The sequence below is a fragment of the Alteromonas sp. MB-3u-76 genome (genome assembly GCF_002831605.1).
GTDB lineage: Bacteria > Pseudomonadota > Gammaproteobacteria > Enterobacterales > Alteromonadaceae > Alteromonas > Alteromonas hispanica.
In genome coordinates, this window is record NZ_CP025115.1 from 598850 (window position 1) to 620158 (window position 21309).

Below are 21309 nucleotides of genomic sequence, written 5' to 3' on the forward strand. Positions count from 1 at the left end.
AATGTTTGTCTGCTTAAACGCGGTTAATCGGAGACAGTGTTTCCACGCATTCGCGCAATACAGATGTAGCAAAGCATCCCGTTGGCAAACTAAAAGAAATCGTAAACGAATCTCCCTTACTCTGCCATGTTAATTCTTTAGGCCAAATTTTTATGGCGCGACGCTCGTGTTCAAACCCATTTTCCCTTAGAAAGGTGGTGACCTCAGGGTGTTCATTAGCGACAGCATTTTCAATTTCCGCTGCCTTAGCCTCGGTAGCTAATTGTCCTTTACCCCACAGTGGAGCAGACGGGCATACATCTTTGTCTTCATAGCGAGACTGACTTTCTTGCTCATTTTCCCGATTAATGAAGAAGCTGTTTGAGCCGGTTAATACAAGTGCGTCGCCAAGAAGCACGGTGTCGAAGGTGTTCTGTTCCAGTCGATGAGAAAGCACTTCATTAAAAAGCCAGCTGCGAAGAGCGGACAGTGCCATAGACCGCTTGTTTCTGTGGCGTATCGTTTCGCCATTTACCATGCGCTCAGCCATAACCAGGTTTCCACCTCGCTGCACTTCGCCCATGTCATTCAAACGCATAACGCCAAAGCGCTGTTCACCATAATAATTGGGTACACCATGAATAGCTATCTGTTCTAGGCGTTCGATAATCGCTTCTGGATGCACAACCTGGCGTAGCGTGATGGTAAAGTGATTACCTTTGAGTTGCCCAGTACGTAACTTCTTATTATGTCGAGTTTGTTTTATAACTTTGACACCATCAAGTTGCCAATCGCTAAAGTCGAAATCATCTACTCCTGGCGCGTGTATGCCAAACCATTGCTGGGTAACTGCGTACTTATCTTTTCTACCTGCATAGCTTATTTGCCGCAGAGGAAGGCCGACAAATTTTGCTAGCTGCTCTGCAACAAAGGCAGTATTGGTATTTGTTTTTTCGATAAAAACGAATTGATGCTCACCCTCTCCGCAGGGCTCGTAGCCTAAGTCTTCTACTACCTGAAAATCGTCAGCTTGAAATTTAAAAATGCCGGTAGAGACAGGCTTGGCAAAATAGTATTGCCAGTGATCGGTGTGTAATGGCTTCATGCTTTTTCTAACAACACCACAGCGTGTGATGCAATCCCTTCTTTTCTGCCTGTATATCCAAGCTTTTCGGTTGTGGTGGCTTTTACATTGATATCGTCAATTTGAACATCGCAGTCTTGTGCAATATATGCGCGCATTTTGTCAATGTGAGGCGCCATCTTTGGCGCTTGCGCCACAATAGTCATATCGGCATTCACGAGCTTGTAGCCTTTCTCTCTTGCTACGCTAACTACATGTCTAAGCAAAACTCTGCTGTCGGCACCAGCGTAATTATCATCTGTGTCGGGGAAGTGCTTACCAATATCGCCCAGTGCTGCAGCACCCAGAATTGCGTCGCACAGTGCGTGCAATAATACATCGCCATCGGAATGCGCAATGAGTCCTTCGCTGTGCTCAATTTTGACGCCGCCAACAACGATAGGGCCTTCACCCCCAAACTTGTGAACGTCAAATCCGTGTCCTATTCGCATGCAACTCGCGCCTCTAATTGTTGTTGAAGATAGAATTCTGCAAGGGGCAGGTCTGCAGGGTGCGTAATTTTAATATTAGCAGGGCTGCCGTTAACCATACCCACTTTGTATCCCGCGTATTCTACAGCCGATGCTTCATCAGTAATGTTGACGCCATCTGAAAGCCCTTTTTGTAAGGCCTCGCGTAATAATTGTGCGGGAAACAGTTGTGGAGTAAGAGCATGCCACAAATTGGTTCTACTTTCAGTGTGAGATATCACATTGAGCTGATTTTGGTGTGGGACATCTTCGCTTATCGCTGCTCTTTTCATTGTGTCACGTACCGGCGTGGCAAGAATTCCGCCTGTAACGGTGTTATCGCCAATGAGACTTAGTAACGCAGTAATGTCTTTATGCGATACACAGGGGCGAGCTGCATCGTGTACAAGGGCCCAGTCATCATGTTGCAAGTGCATTATTCCATTTAACACACTGTCAGCGCGCTCTTTTCCTCCATGAACTACATCAACCCGCTTGTTCTCTTTAATATCTAAGTTGGAAAAATAAATATCATCAGGACTAACAGCAAGTACCACGCTGTGAATGCTTGGGTGAGTCAATAGGGCGTCTAGGGTGTGTTCTAATATTGTTTTACCTGCAATGGTAAGGTACTGCTTTGGGCGGTCAGCCTGCATTCTGCTGCCAACCCCTGCGGCGGGAATTACCGCTATAACACGAGGCATTGTCATTGTTTTCATTTCGAATCTGCAGGAAGAATTCGGTAAAAAGTTTCTCCCTGCTTAATTAATCCCAGCTCGTTACGTGCTCTTTCTTCAATTGCCTCTAAACCAATTTTTAAATCGTTAATATCAGCGTTTAGCAAAGCATTGCGTTGAGCTAAATTGGCGTTTTGTAGGGCTTGTGTCTGTACTTCCGCTTTCCGGCTGTAGTAATCGGGAATGCTGTTTTTACCAAACCAAAGTCGGTATTGCAGCAGTCCAAAAAATAGTAACAGCAAAATGGGAAGCCATTTACCTTTTAACACACATTCACCTAACCGTTCATTGAGCGCAAAGAAAGCGCAGGCGTTTGCCTGCGCTTTGCTATTATGCCGATTACCAAGTTTGAGTCAAAGACGCTTTATTCTTCTTTGCCAAACTTACTTTTTAATTTATCGAACAATTTATTTTTTTGTTCTTCAACCACGTTGCTTAACTGCGATTTTAGCAATTCTTGAAGCGCATTGCTGTCACCCTGAGCCGCACTGAGCATACTGCCAATATCTCCCAGCTCATTAGTAAGTAACGACTGTTCGTCTCCAACCATGGCATTTAATTTCTGATTTAATTCATCTAACTTATCTTGCTGCGACGCAGTCAGTCCAGATAGCGCCATTTGCGCGAGTTGGTTATCCAGGTCAGATTTAATGGAAAAGTCTGGGTTAGCAAGCGTGCCATCAAGCAACATATCCATATTTAAACTTGATAGCGATTCTAACGCTTGCGCAATAGCTTTGGTGGTATCACTTTCTCCCGCAGCTTGCATAACGAGCTGTTGAAGGTTCACTTTTCCGCTGCCAGCTAGCTTGTTGTCGGTTACCTGCATAGAACCAGTAGTTTGCATAAGCGCTGAAGTCAGCACCGCTGTTAATGACTCATTACCTGATAAAGGTATATTCGACATATTTACACCGGCAAGCGACCACTTTTGACTTGCATCTACGCCGTCACTGTCAATAAAGAATTCACCGCTAGACGTAAACGATTTAAGAAGTTCACCCGCCGCCTCAATAGTGAAGGTAGTTGGGTTTCCGAACACCTCATGTACGTTGGTTATATTGTTCCATTTACTCTTAATAGATTCGTTTTGCCAAAGTACAGAAACATTCGCTTCTTTCACCAATATAGAAGGGATATCTGCAGGAGCTTCGCTTTTTTCTTCGCCCTGAATAAGTGGCATAACAATTTGCATCGCTGCCATTAAATACTCTGTGTACTCAGCAGCTTTATCGCCAAATACAAAATAGGTGACCTGAGATAGTGCTGCCTGATCTCCTGCTATAACACCTTTTAGCAGCGCATAGTCTTGCTGCGGCGCATTCTTCAATGCTTCTACGCTGTCACTCAATGCATCTCTTGCTTGTGATGCTTTATCGGTGAAGTCTGATATTAACGCGCGATCGGCCTGCATTTCTTCTTTCAGTTTTTCAAATGCAGACTTTGCCTGAACCAGAGCTTGTGGATCTTTGTAATCGGTTTCTTGTAGCTGAGCGATTTGAGTTTTGTAATAGTCAATCCGCGATTTGTCTGGGAGCGACTCATAGTCTTCTTTTAATCCTTTACCGTACGTTTCATAAGCGGCTTTCGCATCTTCCACAGCGGCCGTAGTTTTTAACGGGTTTCGTTCTAGTAATTCATCAACAGATGGTACTGCGTCTTTTGCTTTCGATTTTATTTCATCAAAAGAAAGAGAGCGCTCGGGTACTCTGTATACTTCGCCGGGCGCATTCCGCTCGGTATCAAACTGCACTTCAAGAAGATTGAGGTTGTTAACAATAACTTTATCACTGAGCAGTGGCGCAAGCTCAACGTCGGCGTTTGCATTGCCAACGAACACTTGATTGTGCGAGGGCTTAGTAGGATTTGTAAGGGCTATACCTTCTAAAGTTACCGTGGTGGGGAAAAGAGAATGATCAAAGCTTTCAATGTTTACTTCGGCGCCGTAAGACTCACCAAGCTTAGATTCCAACACTGCTTTTATAATTGTATTGGCGAACAAAAAGTAAATGGCAAAAATGGCGACAAAAAAACCGACAACCCAAAGTAATATAGGTTTGCCCTTAGCGTTACTACTCATATCTCTCTCCTTGATTCTACTTTACTGGCGAGGATAACCTCGTCCGTTCAGTGTAATGTACTACCAAGAACAGTTCCATACATAAGTGTTATCAAAGTAGAAGCCGTATTTCGCTAAAAAGAGGGGCTGAGCAAATCAACGATCTCTGCTGCCCCTCAGCTAGTTTGGCTGTGACTTTACAACTTAAAGCGATTAGCAATGTCCATAATCGCTAAGCAGCTTGCGCGCAGCGCTTGACTAGATGCCGCTAATTCATCTGCCGTTCGCAGACTATTGTCTGCGGCTCCAGACAATGCGTTTATTCGCATGTTTGCTTCGTTGGCGGCTTCGGCCTGTTGTTCCGTCGCCCTAGCTATCTGACTACTCATATTGGCAATATCTGTCATAAGCCTGTCCGCCTCTTGCAAGTTGTCATTAGCTTGCGCTGCACGTTCTACTGTTTTCGTTGAAGCAGATTGACTCACTGTTACAGCATCTACGGCACTTTTGGCGTGGTGCTGTAATTTTTCAATCATAGTTTGAATTTCATCAGTACTTTGTCCGGTTCTGCTCGCTAAAGTACGCACCTCATCTGCAACCACCGCAAAGCCTCTACCTTGTTCACCAGCGCGCGCAGCCTCTATGGCAGCATTTAATGCTAATAAGTTAGTTTGATCTGCGATACCTCGAATAACGTCAAGTACTGCACCAATGCTCTCGGTTTGGGCGGCAAGCTCGGTAACTACCGTTGATACGCTCTCAATGTCCGCCGTTAGTGAGTGAATATCGGTTACGGTGCTTTTCACTACAGACGCACCGTTTTGAACGTTGCTTCTAGCGCTACTGGTACTTTTCTCTGCAGAGTCGGTGTTAGAGCTCACGTCTCTTATTTGTGTCGTCATTTCCTCCATGGCTGCGGCCACTTGCATCATATTTTCATTCTGCGTTTGTGCTTGTTTGTTACTGCTGTCGCTAGAATTTTGAACACGCTCAGCTTGCTCGTTTAACTGCGAAATATTGTCTCTTATACCAATTAAAGACTGGCGCATTTTGTCGGTATATTGATTGAAGTAACGGGCCACTCGGGTGACTTCGTCTTGACCACTTTCAGGCAAAAAGCGGGTTAAATCGCCTTCACCTTGAGAGATGTCTTTCATTCTTTCTGCAATTTCTTGTACCGGCTTAACGATACTGCCGCCAATGATGTAAATCAGTGCTACCACTAAAATTACACTGATGACACAAAACACAATTATAAGATTACGCAGGTGAGCATATTCAGCGTTAAGGTTGGTGAGATAAATACCTGAACCTATAGTCCATCCCCATGGAGAATACTCTTTAACGTAAGAAATTTTTTCCGTGGGTTCATCTTCGCCGGGAAGGGGCCACACATAGTCAACAAAGCCATCTCCTTGGGCTTTCACTTCATTTGCCATGTCGACGAAAAAAGCTTTTCCATTACCGTCTTTAAAAGTACGTAAATCACGGCCATCTAATGCGGGTTTAAGAGGGTGCATTACCATAGTCGGCGTTGAATCTTGGATCCAAAAATAGTTTCCTTCGTCGTACCTAAGTGTTTTTACAGCGGCCAGTGCTTTTTCTTTTGCCTCAGACTCCGAAATTCCCTCTATGGCGTCAAAGCTTTGCAACATGGTATGCACAACTTCAACAAGATGTTTGTTTTCGCTATACGACTTATCTTTAAGAGCTTGGTAATGCCGGTTTAAAATTATGCCAGTAAGCACTATAAAAAGAAGTGCTATCAGCGCGACAATTATTCCAAGGCGTTGGTACAAGCTAAAATTTCTTAACCACATAATACATTTACCATTTAATCGTTATTTTAGGCGTTTGTCATAAGGTCAAACGTGGGCGCAAGTTTCAAACTGCCTAGTCTCCTTTTATCAAATACAGCGATACATTTTTAACAGCGACATTTAAGTGTAGTCGTTTTTTATGACCTATTACTCTTAATAAAAAAATGCGTTTTAAAGAATCGTAATCTGCGTCTTTTATGTGAATTTCACGTTAACAGTTTGGCTCGGTAGTAAACGGCTGAAAGTCATGACTGGAAAGGCTTTGCGGCGATTTTTATTGTGCTATTATCGGCGCTTCTTGCCAGACAGCTTGATCTTCATTTAGCAGTGCGAAGTTTAAACTGTATAAAGGTGCAAACGTGAAGATCCGACTTCACTTGTTTTCTTGCGATTTCCATGTAACCGTAGGCGTCATTTTTACGGCGGAAACGCTTTTTTTTGTTACAGCTATTTCTATGAAAGGGTTGCAATGCTCATAAACGATACACTCCATACAACTTCGCCACTACGTCAGCGTATCCGAGACTACTACCGCATCAGCGAGTCGGTAGCCGTCGATCAAATTTTACCCATTGCAGAGGTAAACCCTCGTGCAAGAAGTAGGGCGTGGGAACGAGCAAGGAAAATGGTGCTGCAAATTCGCCGTGAACAACAGGGTCATGGTGGCGTTGACGCACTGCTTAATGAATATTCACTTTCTACTGCGGAAGGTGTTGTATTGATGTGCTTAGCCGAGGCCTTACTGCGTGTGCCAGATAGAGCGACGCAAGATGAGTTGATTCGCGACAAGCTGTCTAAAGGGCAGTGGACACCACACTTAGGCAACTCAGATTCGTTATTTGTGAATGCATCTGCATGGGGCCTTCTGTTCACCGGAAATATGGTGAACTATGCAGACAAGCGCAAAACTGAACAATTTGGTTTGTTGAAAAAGACACTGGGTCGTTTAGGTGAGCCGGTTATTCGTAGAGCTATGAACATTGCTATGCGAGTTATGGGTCGTCAGTTTGTTATGGGCGAAACCATTGAGGACGCAGTAGAGAGAGCGAAAGAGAAAGAAACCAAGGGCTACGTATACTCATACGATATGCTTGGTGAAGCCGCTCGTACTATGAAAGATTCAGACCGTTACTACGATTCGTATGTAAAAGCGATAAAAGTTATCGGCAAAGCCGCAAACGGCCGAGGCCCTAAACGTTCACCGGGTATCTCAGTAAAGCTGTCGGCTATACATCCTCGTTTTGAATTTTCTCATCGCGAGCGTGCCATGGAAGAAATTCCGCCGCGTTTGAAAGCGCTGTGTATGATGGCAAAAGAGCACGATATCGGCCTTACAGTAGATGCTGAAGAAGCTGACCGTCTTGAACTGTCTATTGATATCATTGAAGCTGTTTTCCGCGATAAAGACCTAGACGGCTGGACTGGATTCGGTCTTGCGGTACAAGCCTACCAAAAGCGAGCCATTCACGTAATTGAGCACTTGCGAGTACTTACTCTAGAAGTAGGCCGTCCTCTTATGGTTCGCTTAGTGAAAGGCGCCTATTGGGATACTGAGATCAAGCTCACACAGCAAGCTGGTTTAGAAGAGTTCCCCGTATTCACTCGTAAGTCATCAACAGACGTGTCTTATCATGCATGCGCTAACAGACTGCTTGAATATCGCGACACCCTGTATCCACAGTTCGCCACCCACAACGCTTACACTGCATCGGTTATTGTTGAGCTAGCTGGCGACGACAAAGAAGGGTTCGAGTTCCAGTGCCTTCACGGAATGGGCGATACCCTTTACGACCAAGTGGTGAAGGATGACAAAATTCAATGTCGCGTTTACGCCCCAGTTGGCGAACACGAAGACTTGCTGGCCTATCTTGTGCGCAGGCTATTAGAAAATGGCGCTAATTCATCGTTTGTAAACGCTATTGTTGACGATGAAAAGCCAGTGGAAACCCTACTTGAAGATCCAGTGGAAAAAACTCAGCGATTGAAGGTTCGTTACAATAAGCTGATTAAAACGCCGCGAGGGCTGTACGCACCAGAGCGCGACAACTCTCGAGGTTTAGATCTTACCGACACTAACGCGGTTACGGCGCTTAAGCACGAGTTAGAACGCTGGCAAGACTATTACAAAGTTACCGACGGTGTTCCTGAAGGCGCAACGCCAGTTGTAAGTCCAGCTGATAAAAACGATATCGTAGGCTACCACTATTACGCTAAGCGTGAGGACATGCTTAAAGCGCTTGATGAAACAAACGCTGGCTTCGATGCGTGGTCGAAGATGGATGTGGAAGAGCGCGCTGAAATTCTAGAGCGTACGGCCGACGCGTTAGAACGTCACATGGCAGAGCTTATTGCTATTTGTATGCGTGAAGCGGGCAAAGTTGCGCAAGACAGTATTGATGAAGTGCGTGAAGCAGTAGATTTTTGCCGTTATTATGCGGTTAGAGGCAAAGAGTTAGCGGAAGACCAACGACTTGTGCCACGGGGTGTGGTGCTGTGTATCAGCCCGTGGAACTTTCCACTAGCCATATTCCTAGGTCAGGTTGCTGCTGCATTGGTAACAGGTAACACTGTTATAGCTAAGCCTGCTGAACAAACAAGTATGGTAGCGAAGCGCGCTGTAGACATAATGCACTCTGTTGGTTTGCCAGAAGACGCCCTTAAACTGATTATTTCACCTGGGAAAGAAGTAGGTGATACCTTGCTTCCTGACGAGCGTGTGAAGGCAGTTATGTTCACCGGCTCTACTCAAACCGGCACCTTAATCTCGCAAATGCTAGCAGAGCGTGGTGGCGAACAGGTTCCACTCATTGCAGAGACCGGCGGCCAAAACTGTATGATTGTGGATTCTACCGCGCTTCCAGAGCAGGTGGTAGACGACGTTATTCACTCGGGTTTCCAAAGCGCCGGACAGCGCTGCTCAGCGTTAAGAGTTCTATTTGTACAAGAAGAGATTGCCGATGAGCTAACCGAAATGTTAATTGGCGCAATGAAAGAACTTACCGTAGGTGAGCCAACGCAGTTGTCTACTGATGTAGGTCCTGTTATTGACGAAAAAGCACTGAAGAGCCTTACTGACCACGCATCGTTTATGGAAGGTAAGAGTAAAGTACTGCATCGCAATGAAATGCCGGCAAATGCAGAAAATGGTACTTACTTCCCACCAACGCTGTACGAAATTGACAATATTGATGTGCTTGAAAAAGAAGTGTTCGGGCCAGTGGTTCACATGGTGCGCTTCAAAGCTAAAGAGTTAGATAACGTACTAGAGCAAATAAACGGTACAGGTTATGGGCTTACCATGGGCATTCACTCGCGCATAGAAGAGCGTGCCAATGAGCTAGCTGCGAAGAGCCGTGCGGGTAACGTGTACATTAACCGGAATATGATTGGCGCTATTGTTGGTGTTCAGCCATTTGGTGGCCGAGGTCTATCTGGTACGGGTCCAAAAGCAGGTGGTCCAAACTATCTACCGCGACTCCTCATGGAGCGCGCAACGCCTAAACCATCACACATAGATGATGTTGACGGAACCGATGAAGCGCTTGTGGGTGATGAAAAAATTGCTGAGCGTGCCCAGGTTATGATGGACAAGGCGAAAGCGGTGGAAACACAGTGGCGACATACTGCGTTGAATGATCGTATTTCAATGGTGCGTCAGCTGCTAGCGAAAATTGCCAAGGTGGACATTGTTGATGAGCTTGCAGACGATTTAAACCGCACTCTTGCCACAGCGCGTCAGCAGTTAACCAGCATTGAGCGTAAATTGGCCAAACCTCAGGTGCTGCCGGGACCAACGGGTGAGTCGAACAAGCTTTACCTCGAGCCTCGAGGAATATTGGTTTGTTTTGCGGATAAGGAAGTTACCTTTGAGTATTGGTTACTGTCGATTGTAACGGCACTTTCAACTGGTAACCCCGTTGTTTCTGTTGTATCTAAAATCTTCTACGATGAAGCCGTAGAAATTCAGAACAAGTTTGAAGCAACAGGTGCCCCGAAAGGTTTATTCCAAGTGGCACGCCTTGCTCATTTAGATAGCTTGTTGATGGATGAAGACTTGTCTGGCGTAGTAGTAGACTCAAGCACAGAGCGTACGGCACGTATCACGGCCATGCTTTCGTCAAGAGAGGGCGCTATATTGCCAGTTATCAGTGCTGAATATAATGACCACCTTATTCAGCGTTTGGTCACAGAGAAAGCGATAAGTATCGACACCACAGCGTCTGGCGGTAACACATCGTTGATGACCATGGTTGAAGATGACGAATAGTCTTTAGACACTAAGAGACAAAAACGCCAGCTTGAACGCTGGCGTTTTTATGCTTAATTGCTTGTCCACATTGCTTGACGACTGCAGCCGCTTACATCCACTCGCTGCTGCGACGTCTTCTCTTAGGGAAGTAGGTAAGTAACACACCAAGTAAAATACCGCCGCCAGCCACTAAGCCTCCTCGGGTAAACCAAGTCACTAATTCGTCCTTATTGGCGCTTTCTACTTTACTCGTTAACTTTACGATTGCTGTAGCCTGCGATTCGTTCTCAGTAGACAGCTGGGTTATCTGCTGACGTGCGTCATTCAATTGCTGGCGCAGCCGAGCGCTTTCTGACTGAGAGGCTTGTAACGCACTTTGACTTTCCGCAAGTTGCTCACGAATCTTGGGCAATTGCTCAGCCCGCGACATTGTATTTGATATAAATTTACTTTCTACCCAACCTTCACGTCCGTCATTATCGGTAATTTGGGTGAATTCGGTCTCGTCATTTTGCGTTAACACCGTAATTGGCGTACCCGCTTCAATAGAGCCAAGTATACGGTAGTTCCTGCTAGGTCCCGTATGCATAAAAATGAACAAATCATCTTTTATGTAATGAGATGATGATGCTTCCAAATCAGCGATATCCTGCAGTGCAACTGCCTGAAAAGAGTACGTGAAAAGGGCAACGGCTAACCACTTTCGAATCATATAAATTCCAATTGCTCGTTTAAATCATAAAGATGGTATTGGTTGACCGACATAAAGGCAAGTTTGTTCCGTCATACAGCACTTAATAGCAGTAATTTACGCTATTGTTGGCAGGGTATAGGGCAATACACAACCTAATAGAACACATTACTGTTATTGCCAAAAACAAGCGACAAGGGTAAGGTGTCAGTACTTCAGAAGTGCCTTCACACCCGTATTCTAATATGAATACCGTTTTTCGATTAGAGCGGCGTTTTTTTAATTTTGCCGTGATGTGTAACCAAAGCTACTACTTTTACATAGAGCTAATATGTCTGAAATAAAACAATGTCAGAAATAGAATTAAAATTTGTGACCGGTGAGAATGCACAGCAGCGCTTTTCCGAGCGTTTGATCCCGCTGTTTGATAAGCAAAAAGTAACGGTTGTTTCGCACCAACAAATGCGTTTGGAAAATGACTATTACGACACCGAAAAATTCGACTTTCAACAAAACAAGATGGGTTTTCGAGTAAGAGGGAATGATGGTCGGTATGAACAAACCCTGAAAACCAACGGTGTTGTGAGTGGAGGTTTGCATACGCGGTCAGAATACAATGTCGACTTACAAACACCCACGCCAGATTTGACGTTATTCGATGCCTCTGTATGGCCTCAAGACTGGGACGTAGGCAGCAAAAACAGTAGTCTTACACGCCAGTTCAGTACACATTTCACTCGTAATGCGTATGTGGTTGAGGTAAACGGCAGCAAGGTGGAGATTGTCCTAGATTGCGGCGAAGCCATCACAGACAAAGCTAGCTCGCCAATTAATGAAATTGAGCTTGAGCTTATTGACGGCGAAGTAGACAGCCTGTTTGTTCTTGCCTTGTTGATTAATGACAACATGGAAGTGAGATTAAGCGATGTTTCTAAAGCTGCGCAGGGTTATCAGCTGCTTCACGGCTTTAATGCTAAAATTCGTCCATTGCCTAACTTTCTTGCTTTAAAAGAGAGCATTTCCACCGAAGAAGCATTTTGTCAGGCCGTTCAAATTGCATTAGCCCATTGGCAGCATCACGAGCATGTGTTTTGCGAAAGCGGAAGTATTAAAATGCTGGCAGAAGTAGCAAAAAGTATTCAGCTATTACTGCAAAGCGTGTCGCTTTATTTGCCGGTGCTGCAGTGCCCAGAATTACTTCGTCTGCATAAAAAGCTTATCGCCTACGCGCAGCAATGGGGATGGCAAGACGACCTTCAAAGCCTTCGCTATCTGCTCTCAAAGAAAAGTTTGTTTAGCAAAACACTAAGTAAGCACCCTGCCATTGTCAGCTATTTGCAGGGGCGAAAAACAGGCTTAATGCACGCTCATCAGCCAAAGCAGTTATTTTTCAATAACGAAGCGACCGATATAAAGATAGAAGCCATTCGCCTTGTACAGAGAAAGCCGTGGCAAGCTTGCTCAACGGGCTACGATCATAAAGTTTCAGACCATGCGAAGGGCTGGCTCTCACAGGGATGGCAAACTGTTCAACAAAGTATGCCTCTTAATAAAAACATGGGGCCTGCAAACTACTCAGCCATAGAAGTACTGCTTAGGCAAACCTTATGGAGTGGTTTTCTACTTGGCGATTTATTTGTAGAAGAACGGGGCAATTTCAGAGCGCCGTGGCTTGATCTTCTCACGGGTATTGATGAGCTTAACGCGCTTCTAATGTTGCACAAATCTATAGATGATGCCGAAATAGAAACAGAGGATGAGCTGCGCAAATGGACAGCTCAAAAGCTGACAACGCTGATTATTATTATGGAGCGGACTCGAAAAGTGGCGATGCAGCGCGATGTTTACTGGTAGAGAGCGTAGACGTATCATCATGACTTTTCTCTTTCAAATTCACATGGACAGGTGATAGCGATGTATTTTTCAGTGCAAGATTACGGTTTGTTACTGCTACTTACCGTCTATCTAATTGGTCTTGTGTACTTCATTAAATCGAACAAAGGCGAAAGCAAGAGCGGGTGGTTATGCGCAGCACTGCTATGCTGGCCTTTATTTATGGCTGATGAATGGATCCGTTTAAGTGGAGAGCCGGACTTTGCGGTAGTCTACGGCCTATCCGATATCTTCGCAGTCTTGGCTATTACTTGCTGTTATAGGGCTATTAAGCCCTTGTTGTATGAACAACCTACCGCGAGACGGCGTTTATGGCTGCCGTTCATTATTACGGCGTTATTCCAAATAGCGGTGCTGCTAATTCCCACATCACAAAGAATGCAATGGTTGTCTGAATCGCCAATAGGAGAGCCTCTATTTTTATGGCCGGCTTACGTTGCGCCGCTACTCACCGGCTTTAGCGTATTGCTCATTGGTATTCTTATTACCGAGCATATTCAAAGTTATCACAGGCATCTACCTGAACAGGCCGTGGATATTCGAGAATTTAAAATAGCTCGCCTTGCGGGCTTTATGGGCATGCTTGTAGGCATTGCTTTTATGAGTATTTTGCTTGTAACGGCAGCTACGTTTGGGTTTTTCCGTCTAGCGGGGTGGGAGAGTTATCACCATTTAATGTTGGGCACTGGGTTGCTTATTGTATTAACGTCCCTTTTATTTGTTAGAAACACGTCTCCATCTCCCTTTGAACATGAGAGGTTAGAAGAAGGAAAAGCAACACCCTATGAAATAAGCAGTATTATTTCAAAAGCCGAGCGTCACACCATCGATAGTAAAGCGTATAAAGAAAGAGGCCTCACCATCGCTGAGTTTTGTCGAAGTGCAGACCTCGACCCAACCTCGTTAGCGATAGCACTTCGCGTGTCTGATAAAAAAAGCTTCCGACGGTTTATTTACCATTTCCGTTTGGAGTACGCCAAAAAAGTGCTGTTGTGAACCGACACCAAGGTTGCATCAGTGGCAAAGCGGCTGGGTTTAAACTCTGAGAAGTTTTTAAGCGACTACCTAGTTAAGCACTTGCTTAAAAATGGCAGCGGCGAATAGCAACGGTTTGCTGAATTAGTGACCAAAAGCGGTATTGAGAATATGATGGGTGAAGGTTTTGCGCAGGTAAAAACCTCTCGGACGGGTTTGCAGCTTTTCACCCTCAGGTCCACGGGCTTCTGTTAGCACGCGTCCGTTTGCGGCCTTCGGGCGAATGTGCAGCGCAGTGCCTTGCCTTGAGGTAATGGACTCGACATGCCCGGTCACTATTTTTTCTGTTAACTCTTCCCAGTCTTGTCGTAGCAGGGCGTCTTCTTCCTCACTTGGGCGCCAATAAAACCCAGTAGCAACCCGTCTATCAGCGAGGGGAATACGCCTATCACCCTCGATAGGAAGCCACAATACCTGCTGTAGTTTGTTGCGTACGTTACTTGTTGTCCAAGTAATGCCTGGCTGCATTAGCAATGGCGCAAAACACACATAAGTGGTTTCAAGGGGAGCAAACGATGCATCAATGGGAATGGTTTTAAGTTCGATACCCAGCTCTGGGAAATCTTGTTGAGGTTTGGAGCCGGCGCTAGCACCTAGCCACTTTTCAATAAGCATGCCTGGCCAGCCCTTGTGACGCTGCAGGTTTGCAGGTATTGCCACATTTGCCATAGAAGCCAACTCACCAAGAGAGAGACCTGCTATAGCATGGCAGCGGCTTAGTAACTCGTCTGGAGTGCTTGGCGGTGACTGGGGAGGCTGCATTGTTATCGTAAAATTCCTGTTTGAACTTAGCCATTGAATATTAACACTATGATTGGAGCATAGTTTGTGGAAGAATGAAAACATATTACCAGTATTGTGTGCCCGGGAGTCTATGTGATAGATGCCGATGGATTCCGTGCGAATGTGGGTATAGTGATTTGCAACAAAATGGGACAAATATTTTGGGCAAGACGTTATGGCCAACATTCATGGCAGTTCCCTCAAGGCGGAATTGATGAAGGGGAAACTGCCGAGCAAGCCATGTTCCGCGAGCTACACGAAGAAGTAGGTTTGACATCAAAAGATGTCACTATTTTAAGTGTTACCCGTAATTGGCTTAGATATAAGCTACCAAAGCGACTTATTCGACAAGGTAGTAATCCTGTTTGTATAGGACAAAAACAAAAGTGGTTTCTTTTGCAACTCGATTGTCAGGATCGCGATGTAAATGTGTTAAAAACAGGCCACCCAGAATTTGATGACTGGCGATGGGTAAGTTATTGGTACCCAATTAGAAATGTTGTTTCGTTTAAACGTGACGTTTATCGCAGGGTGATGAAGGAATTTTCCCCAGTGGTCATGTCGGCGCAGCAGCGAAGTCCTCAACGTCAGGGGAACGCTTCAACTAAACGCGGTAAAAAACGCAGGCGCGGGTAAGGAATCAGGAGTAACCGTTGAATACCCCTAATAGCTCAGGCGCAATGTTAAACACGTTAAAGCGTATTGTGCAGGAAATGAATCAAATTCCTGCACTCGATACCGCTTTGTTTCGTCTTGCGTCCAGAGTAAAGCAAACCTTAAATGTTGACTCATGCTCAATATACCTTGCCGATAATGACGCCCAAGCGTTCGTATTAAAGGCGACAGATGGATTGCATCCCGACGCGGTAGAACATGTTCGCATAGGCTTTACCGAGGGACTGATTGGTTTAGTTGGTCAGCGGGAAGAGCCTCTTAACATTGCAAACGCGCAACACCATCCCCGTTTTAAACATTATCCCGAAGTAAGAGAAGACAATTACAACGCGTTTCTTGGTACCCCTATTACCAATCAGCGTCGCGTTCTTGGGGTTATCACGCTGCAGCAAACTGATCTTAGGCGCTTCAGCGAAGATGAAGAAGCGTTCCTAGTTACCTTAGCAGCTCAGTTAGCTCTTGAAATTACTAATGCGGACATTCGAGGAGCGTTAACACTTTCTCATACTGCTGGTCATGTCGACCAGCAGAAAAACGTGCGCGGCATCGCTGGGTCTCCAGGGCTTGCCATCGGCAAAGGTTTCTCACCCGATAAGTCAATTAATTTAAAAAACTGGGTGGTAAAGCGAACTCGCTCACCGGCCGATCAAATCGCTCTTTATCGCAAAGGCGTAGAAGTCACTCGAGGCCATGTAGACACCTTGTCTCAGCGTTTAGACGATGGCATTCCCGACGACGTGAAGTCAATATTTCAGCTTTATCATCACCTTTTAGATGCCAACAGCTTGGGACGTGAAGTAGAAGAAAAAATCCGTCAGGGGTGGGATGCGGCGTCATCATTAAAAATGGTAGTGGAAAGCTACGCAGCTCGCTTCAGAGCTATGGAAGACCCGTATATGCAGGAGCGGGCCATTGATATTATAGACTTGTCTGACCGCATACTCGCTAACATTTTGAGCGAGCAAAACGGGCACAAGTTAGCTGAAAAGTCGGTAACCGAACCCTGTATTCTCGTTGCTGATGAAGTTTCAGCGACTATGTTGGCTGAATGCCCGCGAGATAAGCTTCAGGGTATTATTTCAGTGCGTGGTTCTAACAACTCCCATGCCGCTATTTTGGCCAGAGCTATGGGTGTTCCAGCCGTTATGGGCTGTCAGAGCGTGTCGCCTGCTCTGCTAGAAGACAAAGAAATTCTGCTCGATGGCTATTCTGGCGAGGTGATAATATCGCCAGCGCGACCCGTTAAAGCTGAGTTTATTCAGCTGATAGAAGAAGAGTCGGCCATTGCTGAAAAAATTGAGGCGGAGGCTGACAAGCCTTGCGAGACAATTGATGGCTGTCGAATGTCGCTTTATATTAATGCTGGGCTCTCAGCTGAAGTAGAGCTTGACGCGCAGCAGATTGGTGCTGGAGTAGGTTTATACCGAACTGAAATTCCTTTTATGCTTAGGGAAAGGTTTCCTTCTGAGCAAGAGCAGGTCACTTTGTATCGTGAAATATTAGAAGCTGCCCCAGATTTACCAATAACCATGAGAACCCTTGATGTGGGTGGCGATAAGCCACTGCCTTATTTCCCTATTAATGAGGAAAATCCATTTCTTGGATGGCGTGGAGTGCGACTTACCCTTGACCACCCTGAAATATTCTTGGTTCAAATCCGCGCTATGCTGCGAGCTAACATAGGGCTTAATAACCTCCAAATTATGCTTCCTATGATTTCTACAGTATCGGAAGTTATTGAGGCCAAGCAACTCATTAATCAGGCATTTTTAGAAATATCGGAAGAGGCAGAAGAAGGCTACCACACCATAGTACGCCCCAAGCTTGGGATAATGCTTGAGGTGCCTTCGGTACTCTATCAGCTGCCACAACTTGCAAAGCATGTGGACTTTTTCTCGGTAGGTAGTAATGACCTCACACAATATTTATTGGCCGTCGATAGAAACAATGCGCGGGTGGCGAGTTTATACAATAGCTATCATCCAGCTGTATTGGGCGCACTTTACGATATAGTGCAAAAAGCGAATGTTAACCGCACTCCCGTTACTATTTGCGGCGAGATAGCGGGCGAGCCTGCGGGAGCACTTTTGCTTATGGGTATGGGATACCGTCGTTTAAGTATGAATGGCTTTAACCTTCGTAAAATTAACTGGTTGTTACGCAAAGTCACGCTAGAAGAATGTAAGCAATTGCTCTCTCTTTCGCTTACTTCATCTTCGCAGCAAGAGGTATTTACTCATCTGAACGAATACCTTGAAAGAAAATCGCTAGCTGGGTTAATTCGCGCTGGGTCGTAATAAAAATGACCTAAGTTTTGTTATTGAAAAAGATGGTTGATTGCCGTCAGTGTTTTGCCCCACGTCATAGTAACTATGCTACCCTCACCGATGATAAATATTTAAAGGATAATGAATGGAACCTGTCGTTGTCATTCTTCTAAGTTGTGTGCTTCTAGGTTCAGTTGTAGGTATTTTGGCGGGAATGCTGGGTATTGGCGGCGGCTTGATTATCGTTCCCGTGTTGTCATACCTGCTTGTTCACTTACTCGGTATGACCACAGAAACCGTAATGCCGGTAGCAATAGCTACGTCGCTTTCTACTATTGTGTTTACCAGTATGTCATCCGCGTATGCGCATTATCGGTTAGGCAATATTCAAAAAAATATTGTGCTGTATACAGGAATGGGAATTGCGGTGGGCGCTATTATTGGTGCACAAATTGCGAGTCATATTTCTGGCGAATTATTAAAAGATATTTTTGCCGTATTGGTTATTCTTATCGCGGCACAGATGATATTCGGCAAGCAAAAGCAGTCTGATAACCAGGCTAGCAGAGCAGTGCTCAGTTGCGTAGGAAGTGGTACGGGTATAATAAGTGCGCTAATGGGTATTGGCGGCGGCGCTTTACTTGTGCCTGCACTTGTGTGGTTTCGAGTCAATGCCCGTGCGGCAATAGGCTGTGCGGCATTTTGTGGGCTGGTGATCGCAATATTTGGCACGTCGAGTTTTGTTATTGCCGGTTGGAACGCCCCAGATGTACCTGCGTACAGTTTAGGTTATGTGTATTTACCTGCGGCAGCAGGTATCATTGCTACCTCTATGATTACCGCAAACATCGGTGCTAAACTCGGGCAAAAAGTAAACGTGCGTATTTTAAAAGCTATGCTGGCCTGCTTGTTAGTGCTGGTAAGTATTCGAATGATTTTAGGAATTGAATAATATAATGGAACAGAGCAGTTACCTGGTATTCCCCAGTATCGATCCCGTTATTTTTAGCTTGGGACCATTAAGCGTACGCTGGTACGGATTAATGTATCTCGTTGGATTTATCGCAGCGTTTTTACTTGCACAAAAACGCTTGTCGCAAACGCCGTGGAATAAAGACCAATTAAGCGACCTATTGTTTTGGAGCTTTGTAGGCGTGATATTAGGTGGCCGAGTAGGCTACGTTTTCTTCTATCAATTTGGTATGTTTGTAGACAACCCGCTGTATCTCTTTAAAATTTGGGCAGGTGGAATGTCGTTCCATGGCGGTTTAATTGGTGTGCTTGTGGCACTAGCTTGGCAGGCCAAACGCATGAAGGCTACCTTTTTAGAGTTAGGCGACTTTGTCGCACCGCTAGTGCCCATTGGTTTGGGAGCGGGTCGTATTGGTAACTTTTTAAATGCAGAACTATGGGGTAGAACCACTGATGTCCCATGGGCGGTAATATTCCCGAATGCGGGTAATGTTCCCAGGCACCCATCACAGCTGTATGAATTTGCCTTAGAGGGTGTGCTTCTTTTCGTTATTTTATGGCTGTACTCAGCGAAAAAACGCCCTGTTGGTGCAGTAAGCGGCCTGTTTTTGCTGGGCTATGGTAGTTTTCGTTTTATAGTGGAATTTTTCAGAGAGCCCGATGCACATATAGGGCTTTACCAAATGGGGCTTAGCCAAGGGCAACTTCTTTGCCTACCCATGATTGCTTTGGGCATAGGATTAATTGTACGTGCTTATATGGGCACGAAAAATAGTGTTAAAACGTAGAAGATATAAGAATCAATGAAAGAATATCTCGCTCTCATGCGCCATGTACGCGATACAGGTGTGAAGAAAGAAGACCGCACCGGAACTGGTACGTTAAGCGTATTTGGTTATCAAATGCGGTTTAGTCTGCAGGAAGGATTTCCTCTTGTTACCACCAAAAAGTGTCATTTAAAGTCAATCATTCACGAACTCTTGTGGTTCCTCAAAGGCGAAACTAATATCGCTTACTTAAAAGAGCACGGCGTGCGAATTTGGGATGAGTGGGCAACAGAAGATGGCGAGCTTGGTCCGGTTTACGGCAAGCAATGGCGCAGTTGGGAGCGTGGTGATGGCACTACCATTGACCAAATATCTGATGTAATTCAGCAAATAAAAGATAACCCAGATTCCAGACGACTCATAGTAAGTGGCTGGAACCCTGCTGCATTACCCGATACGCAATACTCGCCGAAAGAAAACGCTGCAATGGGGAAGCAGGCGCTTCCGCCTTGTCACACCATGTTTCAGTTTTATGTGCTTGATGGCAAATTAAGCTGCCAACTTTATCAGCGCAGCGGCGACATCTTCCTAGGTGTGGTATTTTTTTGTGATAATAAAAACGATACTCACGCACGAATGGGTGATCTTTTACATTGATATATATAGAAATTGTACTATTATTAAAATTATATCCTATGTGAATCGTTATCTACGATTTTTAAGAGCTGGTTTGATAGTCCAAAACACACATAAATGCGAACTAATTACTTTGATATAGGGAATAATTTTTAGATGAAATGGCAAACAATGCACAAGTTACGATAACCTGTATCAATAACAAAATTTTAAAAAGGCAACTTAATGAATATACACCCCGAAAAACAATATTTAGATTTACTGACCTTGTTATTAGAAACAGGCAGCGAAAGAGTTGATCGAACTGGCGTAGGTACAAAAGCCATTTTTGGGCATACCATGCGATTTGATTTATCTGAAGGATTTCCTGTATTTACGACAAAGCGTGTATACTGGAAAACAGCATTTAAAGAGATGCTATGGATGCTTTCTGGTGGCCACAATATCAAAGAATTGGTTGAGCAAAACGTTCATATTTGGAGTGATTGGCCTTACAAAAAATTTATTGATGCTCAGCCTGAAGGTAGTGCAGATAAATCAATTACGATGGAAGAGTTCGAGCAGCGTATCATTGCTAACGATGATTTTGCTCAGCAATGGGGTGATCTTGGGCCAGTATATGGTAAACAGTGGCGTAGATGGAAAACTGAAGATGGGCAAGAAATTGATCAAGTCTCTCAGGTAATTGATTTACTGAAGAACAATCCATCATCGAGACGCATCATATTTGACGGCTGGAATGTCGGTGAACTTGATCAAATGGCTCTTCCACCCTGTCATAAGCATTATCAATTTTATGTTGATCCAAATACCAATAAACTCTCTGGTGGTATGGTGCAACGTTCTTGTGATTCTTACCTTGGGCTTGCATTTAATGTTGCAAATTTGGCCTTAATTACCACGCTCCTTGCGGAGCAAACTGGCTATGATGTTGGTGAAATTGTTTGGTTTGGTATGGATGTGCATTTATATATGAATCATATTGAGCAAGCTAAAAAGCAATTATCACGGGAGCCAAAAGCATTTCCTAAATTAATTATAAAGCGTAAGCCAGATTCATTATTTGATTATACGATTGATGATTTCGAACTTGACGGATATGACCCTCACCCTGCAATACCTGCACCAGTAGCGGTATAAGGTGAACTCAATT

Annotated in this window: 16 protein-coding genes and 1 pseudogene; 9 read left to right on the forward strand and 8 right to left on the reverse strand. The window is 44.9% G+C overall.

The genetic code is table 11. The features are described 5' to 3' along the window. Nucleotides 1–13: 13 nt before the first annotated feature. The 6 genes from truD to CW735_RS02680 all read right to left on the reverse strand — a co-directional run bounded on the left by truD (nucleotide 14) and on the right by CW735_RS02680 (nucleotide 6188). The gene (truD, locus tag CW735_RS02655) at nucleotides 14–1084 is read right to left on the reverse strand and encodes a tRNA pseudouridine(13) synthase TruD (RefSeq protein WP_100970877.1); all 1071 of its coding nucleotides are present in this window, start codon (nucleotides 1082–1084) and stop codon (nucleotides 14–16) included. Then, nucleotides 1081–1554, reverse strand: coding sequence for a 2-C-methyl-D-erythritol 2,4-cyclodiphosphate synthase (gene ispF, locus CW735_RS02660; protein WP_100970878.1), 474 nt, complete (start codon nucleotides 1552–1554; stop codon nucleotides 1081–1083). Before ispF ends, truD begins: the two co-directional genes overlap by 4 nt. Beyond that, complete coding sequence (ispD, locus tag CW735_RS02665; RefSeq protein WP_100973154.1) at nucleotides 1545–2282, reverse strand: 2-C-methyl-D-erythritol 4-phosphate cytidylyltransferase; 738 nt, start codon at nucleotides 2280–2282, stop codon at nucleotides 1545–1547. The genes ispF and ispD overlap by 10 nt, the downstream gene beginning before the upstream one ends. Nucleotides 2283–2287: 5 nt before the next feature. Continuing rightward, nucleotides 2288–2578 (reverse strand): cell division protein FtsB, encoded by a 291-nt coding sequence (gene ftsB / locus CW735_RS02670; RefSeq protein WP_071978578.1) that lies wholly within the window; start codon nucleotides 2576–2578, stop codon nucleotides 2288–2290. A gap of 95 nt (nucleotides 2579–2673) precedes the next feature. Next, nucleotides 2674–4389, reverse strand: coding sequence for a TIGR03545 family protein (locus CW735_RS02675; protein WP_100970879.1), 1716 nt, complete (start codon nucleotides 4387–4389; stop codon nucleotides 2674–2676). 176 nt (nucleotides 4390–4565) lie between these two features. Further along, nucleotides 4566–6188 (reverse strand): methyl-accepting chemotaxis protein, encoded by a 1623-nt coding sequence (locus CW735_RS02680; RefSeq protein ID WP_100970880.1) that lies wholly within the window; start codon nucleotides 6186–6188, stop codon nucleotides 4566–4568. Nucleotides 6189–6657: 469 nt separating this feature from the next. Here CW735_RS02680 and putA point away from each other — a divergent pair, with 469 nt between their 5' ends. Beyond that, nucleotides 6658–10455: a bifunctional proline dehydrogenase/L-glutamate gamma-semialdehyde dehydrogenase PutA gene (putA, locus tag CW735_RS02685; protein ID WP_100970881.1), complete on the forward strand. Its 3798-nt coding sequence runs from the start codon at nucleotides 6658–6660 to the stop codon at nucleotides 10453–10455. Nucleotides 10456–10546: 91 nt separating this feature from the next. On the opposite strand, the gene CW735_RS02690 is transcribed toward putA, so the two are convergent. Further along, nucleotides 10547–11149, reverse strand: coding sequence for a TIGR04211 family SH3 domain-containing protein (locus CW735_RS02690; RefSeq protein WP_071978582.1), 603 nt, complete (start codon nucleotides 11147–11149; stop codon nucleotides 10547–10549). 327 nt (nucleotides 11150–11476) lie between these two features. Between CW735_RS02690 and CW735_RS02695 the strand changes: the two genes are divergently transcribed. After that, nucleotides 11477–12982 carry a CYTH domain-containing protein gene (locus CW735_RS02695; RefSeq protein ID WP_071978583.1) on the forward strand — a complete coding sequence of 502 codons (1506 nt, stop codon included), beginning with the start codon at nucleotides 11477–11479 and terminating at the stop codon, nucleotides 12980–12982. 60 nt (nucleotides 12983–13042) lie between these two features. Beyond that, the gene (locus CW735_RS02700) at nucleotides 13043–14017 is read left to right on the forward strand and encodes a DNA mismatch repair protein (protein ID WP_232230560.1); all 975 of its coding nucleotides are present in this window, start codon (nucleotides 13043–13045) and stop codon (nucleotides 14015–14017) included. Between the two features lie 123 nt (nucleotides 14018–14140). Here the strand turns inward: CW735_RS02700 and mutH are convergent, their stop codons facing one another. Then, nucleotides 14141–14818 (reverse strand): DNA mismatch repair endonuclease MutH, encoded by a 678-nt coding sequence (gene mutH / locus CW735_RS02705; RefSeq protein WP_071978584.1) that lies wholly within the window; start codon nucleotides 14816–14818, stop codon nucleotides 14141–14143. A 114-nt stretch (nucleotides 14819–14932) separates the two neighbouring features. Here mutH and rppH point away from each other — a divergent pair, with 114 nt between their 5' ends. The 6 genes and pseudogenes from rppH (at nucleotide 14933) to thyA (CW735_RS02735) (ending at nucleotide 21296) form a co-directional block, all read left to right on the forward strand. Next, on the forward strand, nucleotides 14933–15475 hold the full coding sequence (rppH, locus tag CW735_RS02710) for an RNA pyrophosphohydrolase (RefSeq protein WP_071978585.1): 543 nt from the start codon (nucleotides 14933–14935) through the stop codon (nucleotides 15473–15475). A gap of 44 nt (nucleotides 15476–15519) precedes the next feature. Beyond that, nucleotides 15520–17811: a phosphoenolpyruvate--protein phosphotransferase gene (gene ptsP / locus CW735_RS02715; RefSeq protein WP_100973155.1), complete on the forward strand. Its 2292-nt coding sequence runs from the start codon at nucleotides 15520–15522 to the stop codon at nucleotides 17809–17811. Between the two features lie 115 nt (nucleotides 17812–17926). Further along, nucleotides 17927–18733: a sulfite exporter TauE/SafE family protein gene (locus tag CW735_RS02720; RefSeq protein WP_100970882.1), complete on the forward strand. Its 807-nt coding sequence runs from the start codon at nucleotides 17927–17929 to the stop codon at nucleotides 18731–18733. 4 nt (nucleotides 18734–18737) lie between these two features. Continuing rightward, the gene (gene lgt / locus CW735_RS02725; RefSeq protein WP_100970883.1) at nucleotides 18738–19541 is read left to right on the forward strand and encodes a prolipoprotein diacylglyceryl transferase; all 804 of its coding nucleotides are present in this window, start codon (nucleotides 18738–18740) and stop codon (nucleotides 19539–19541) included. Between the two features lie 15 nt (nucleotides 19542–19556). Then, nucleotides 19557–20123, forward strand: a pseudogene (gene thyA, locus CW735_RS02730) (thymidylate synthase); the annotation flags it as partial. Nucleotides 20124–20381: 258 nt separating this feature from the next. After that, nucleotides 20382–21296 (forward strand): thymidylate synthase, encoded by a 915-nt coding sequence (gene thyA / locus CW735_RS02735; protein ID WP_071978588.1) that lies wholly within the window; start codon nucleotides 20382–20384, stop codon nucleotides 21294–21296. Nucleotides 21297–21309: the final 13 nt, after the last annotated feature.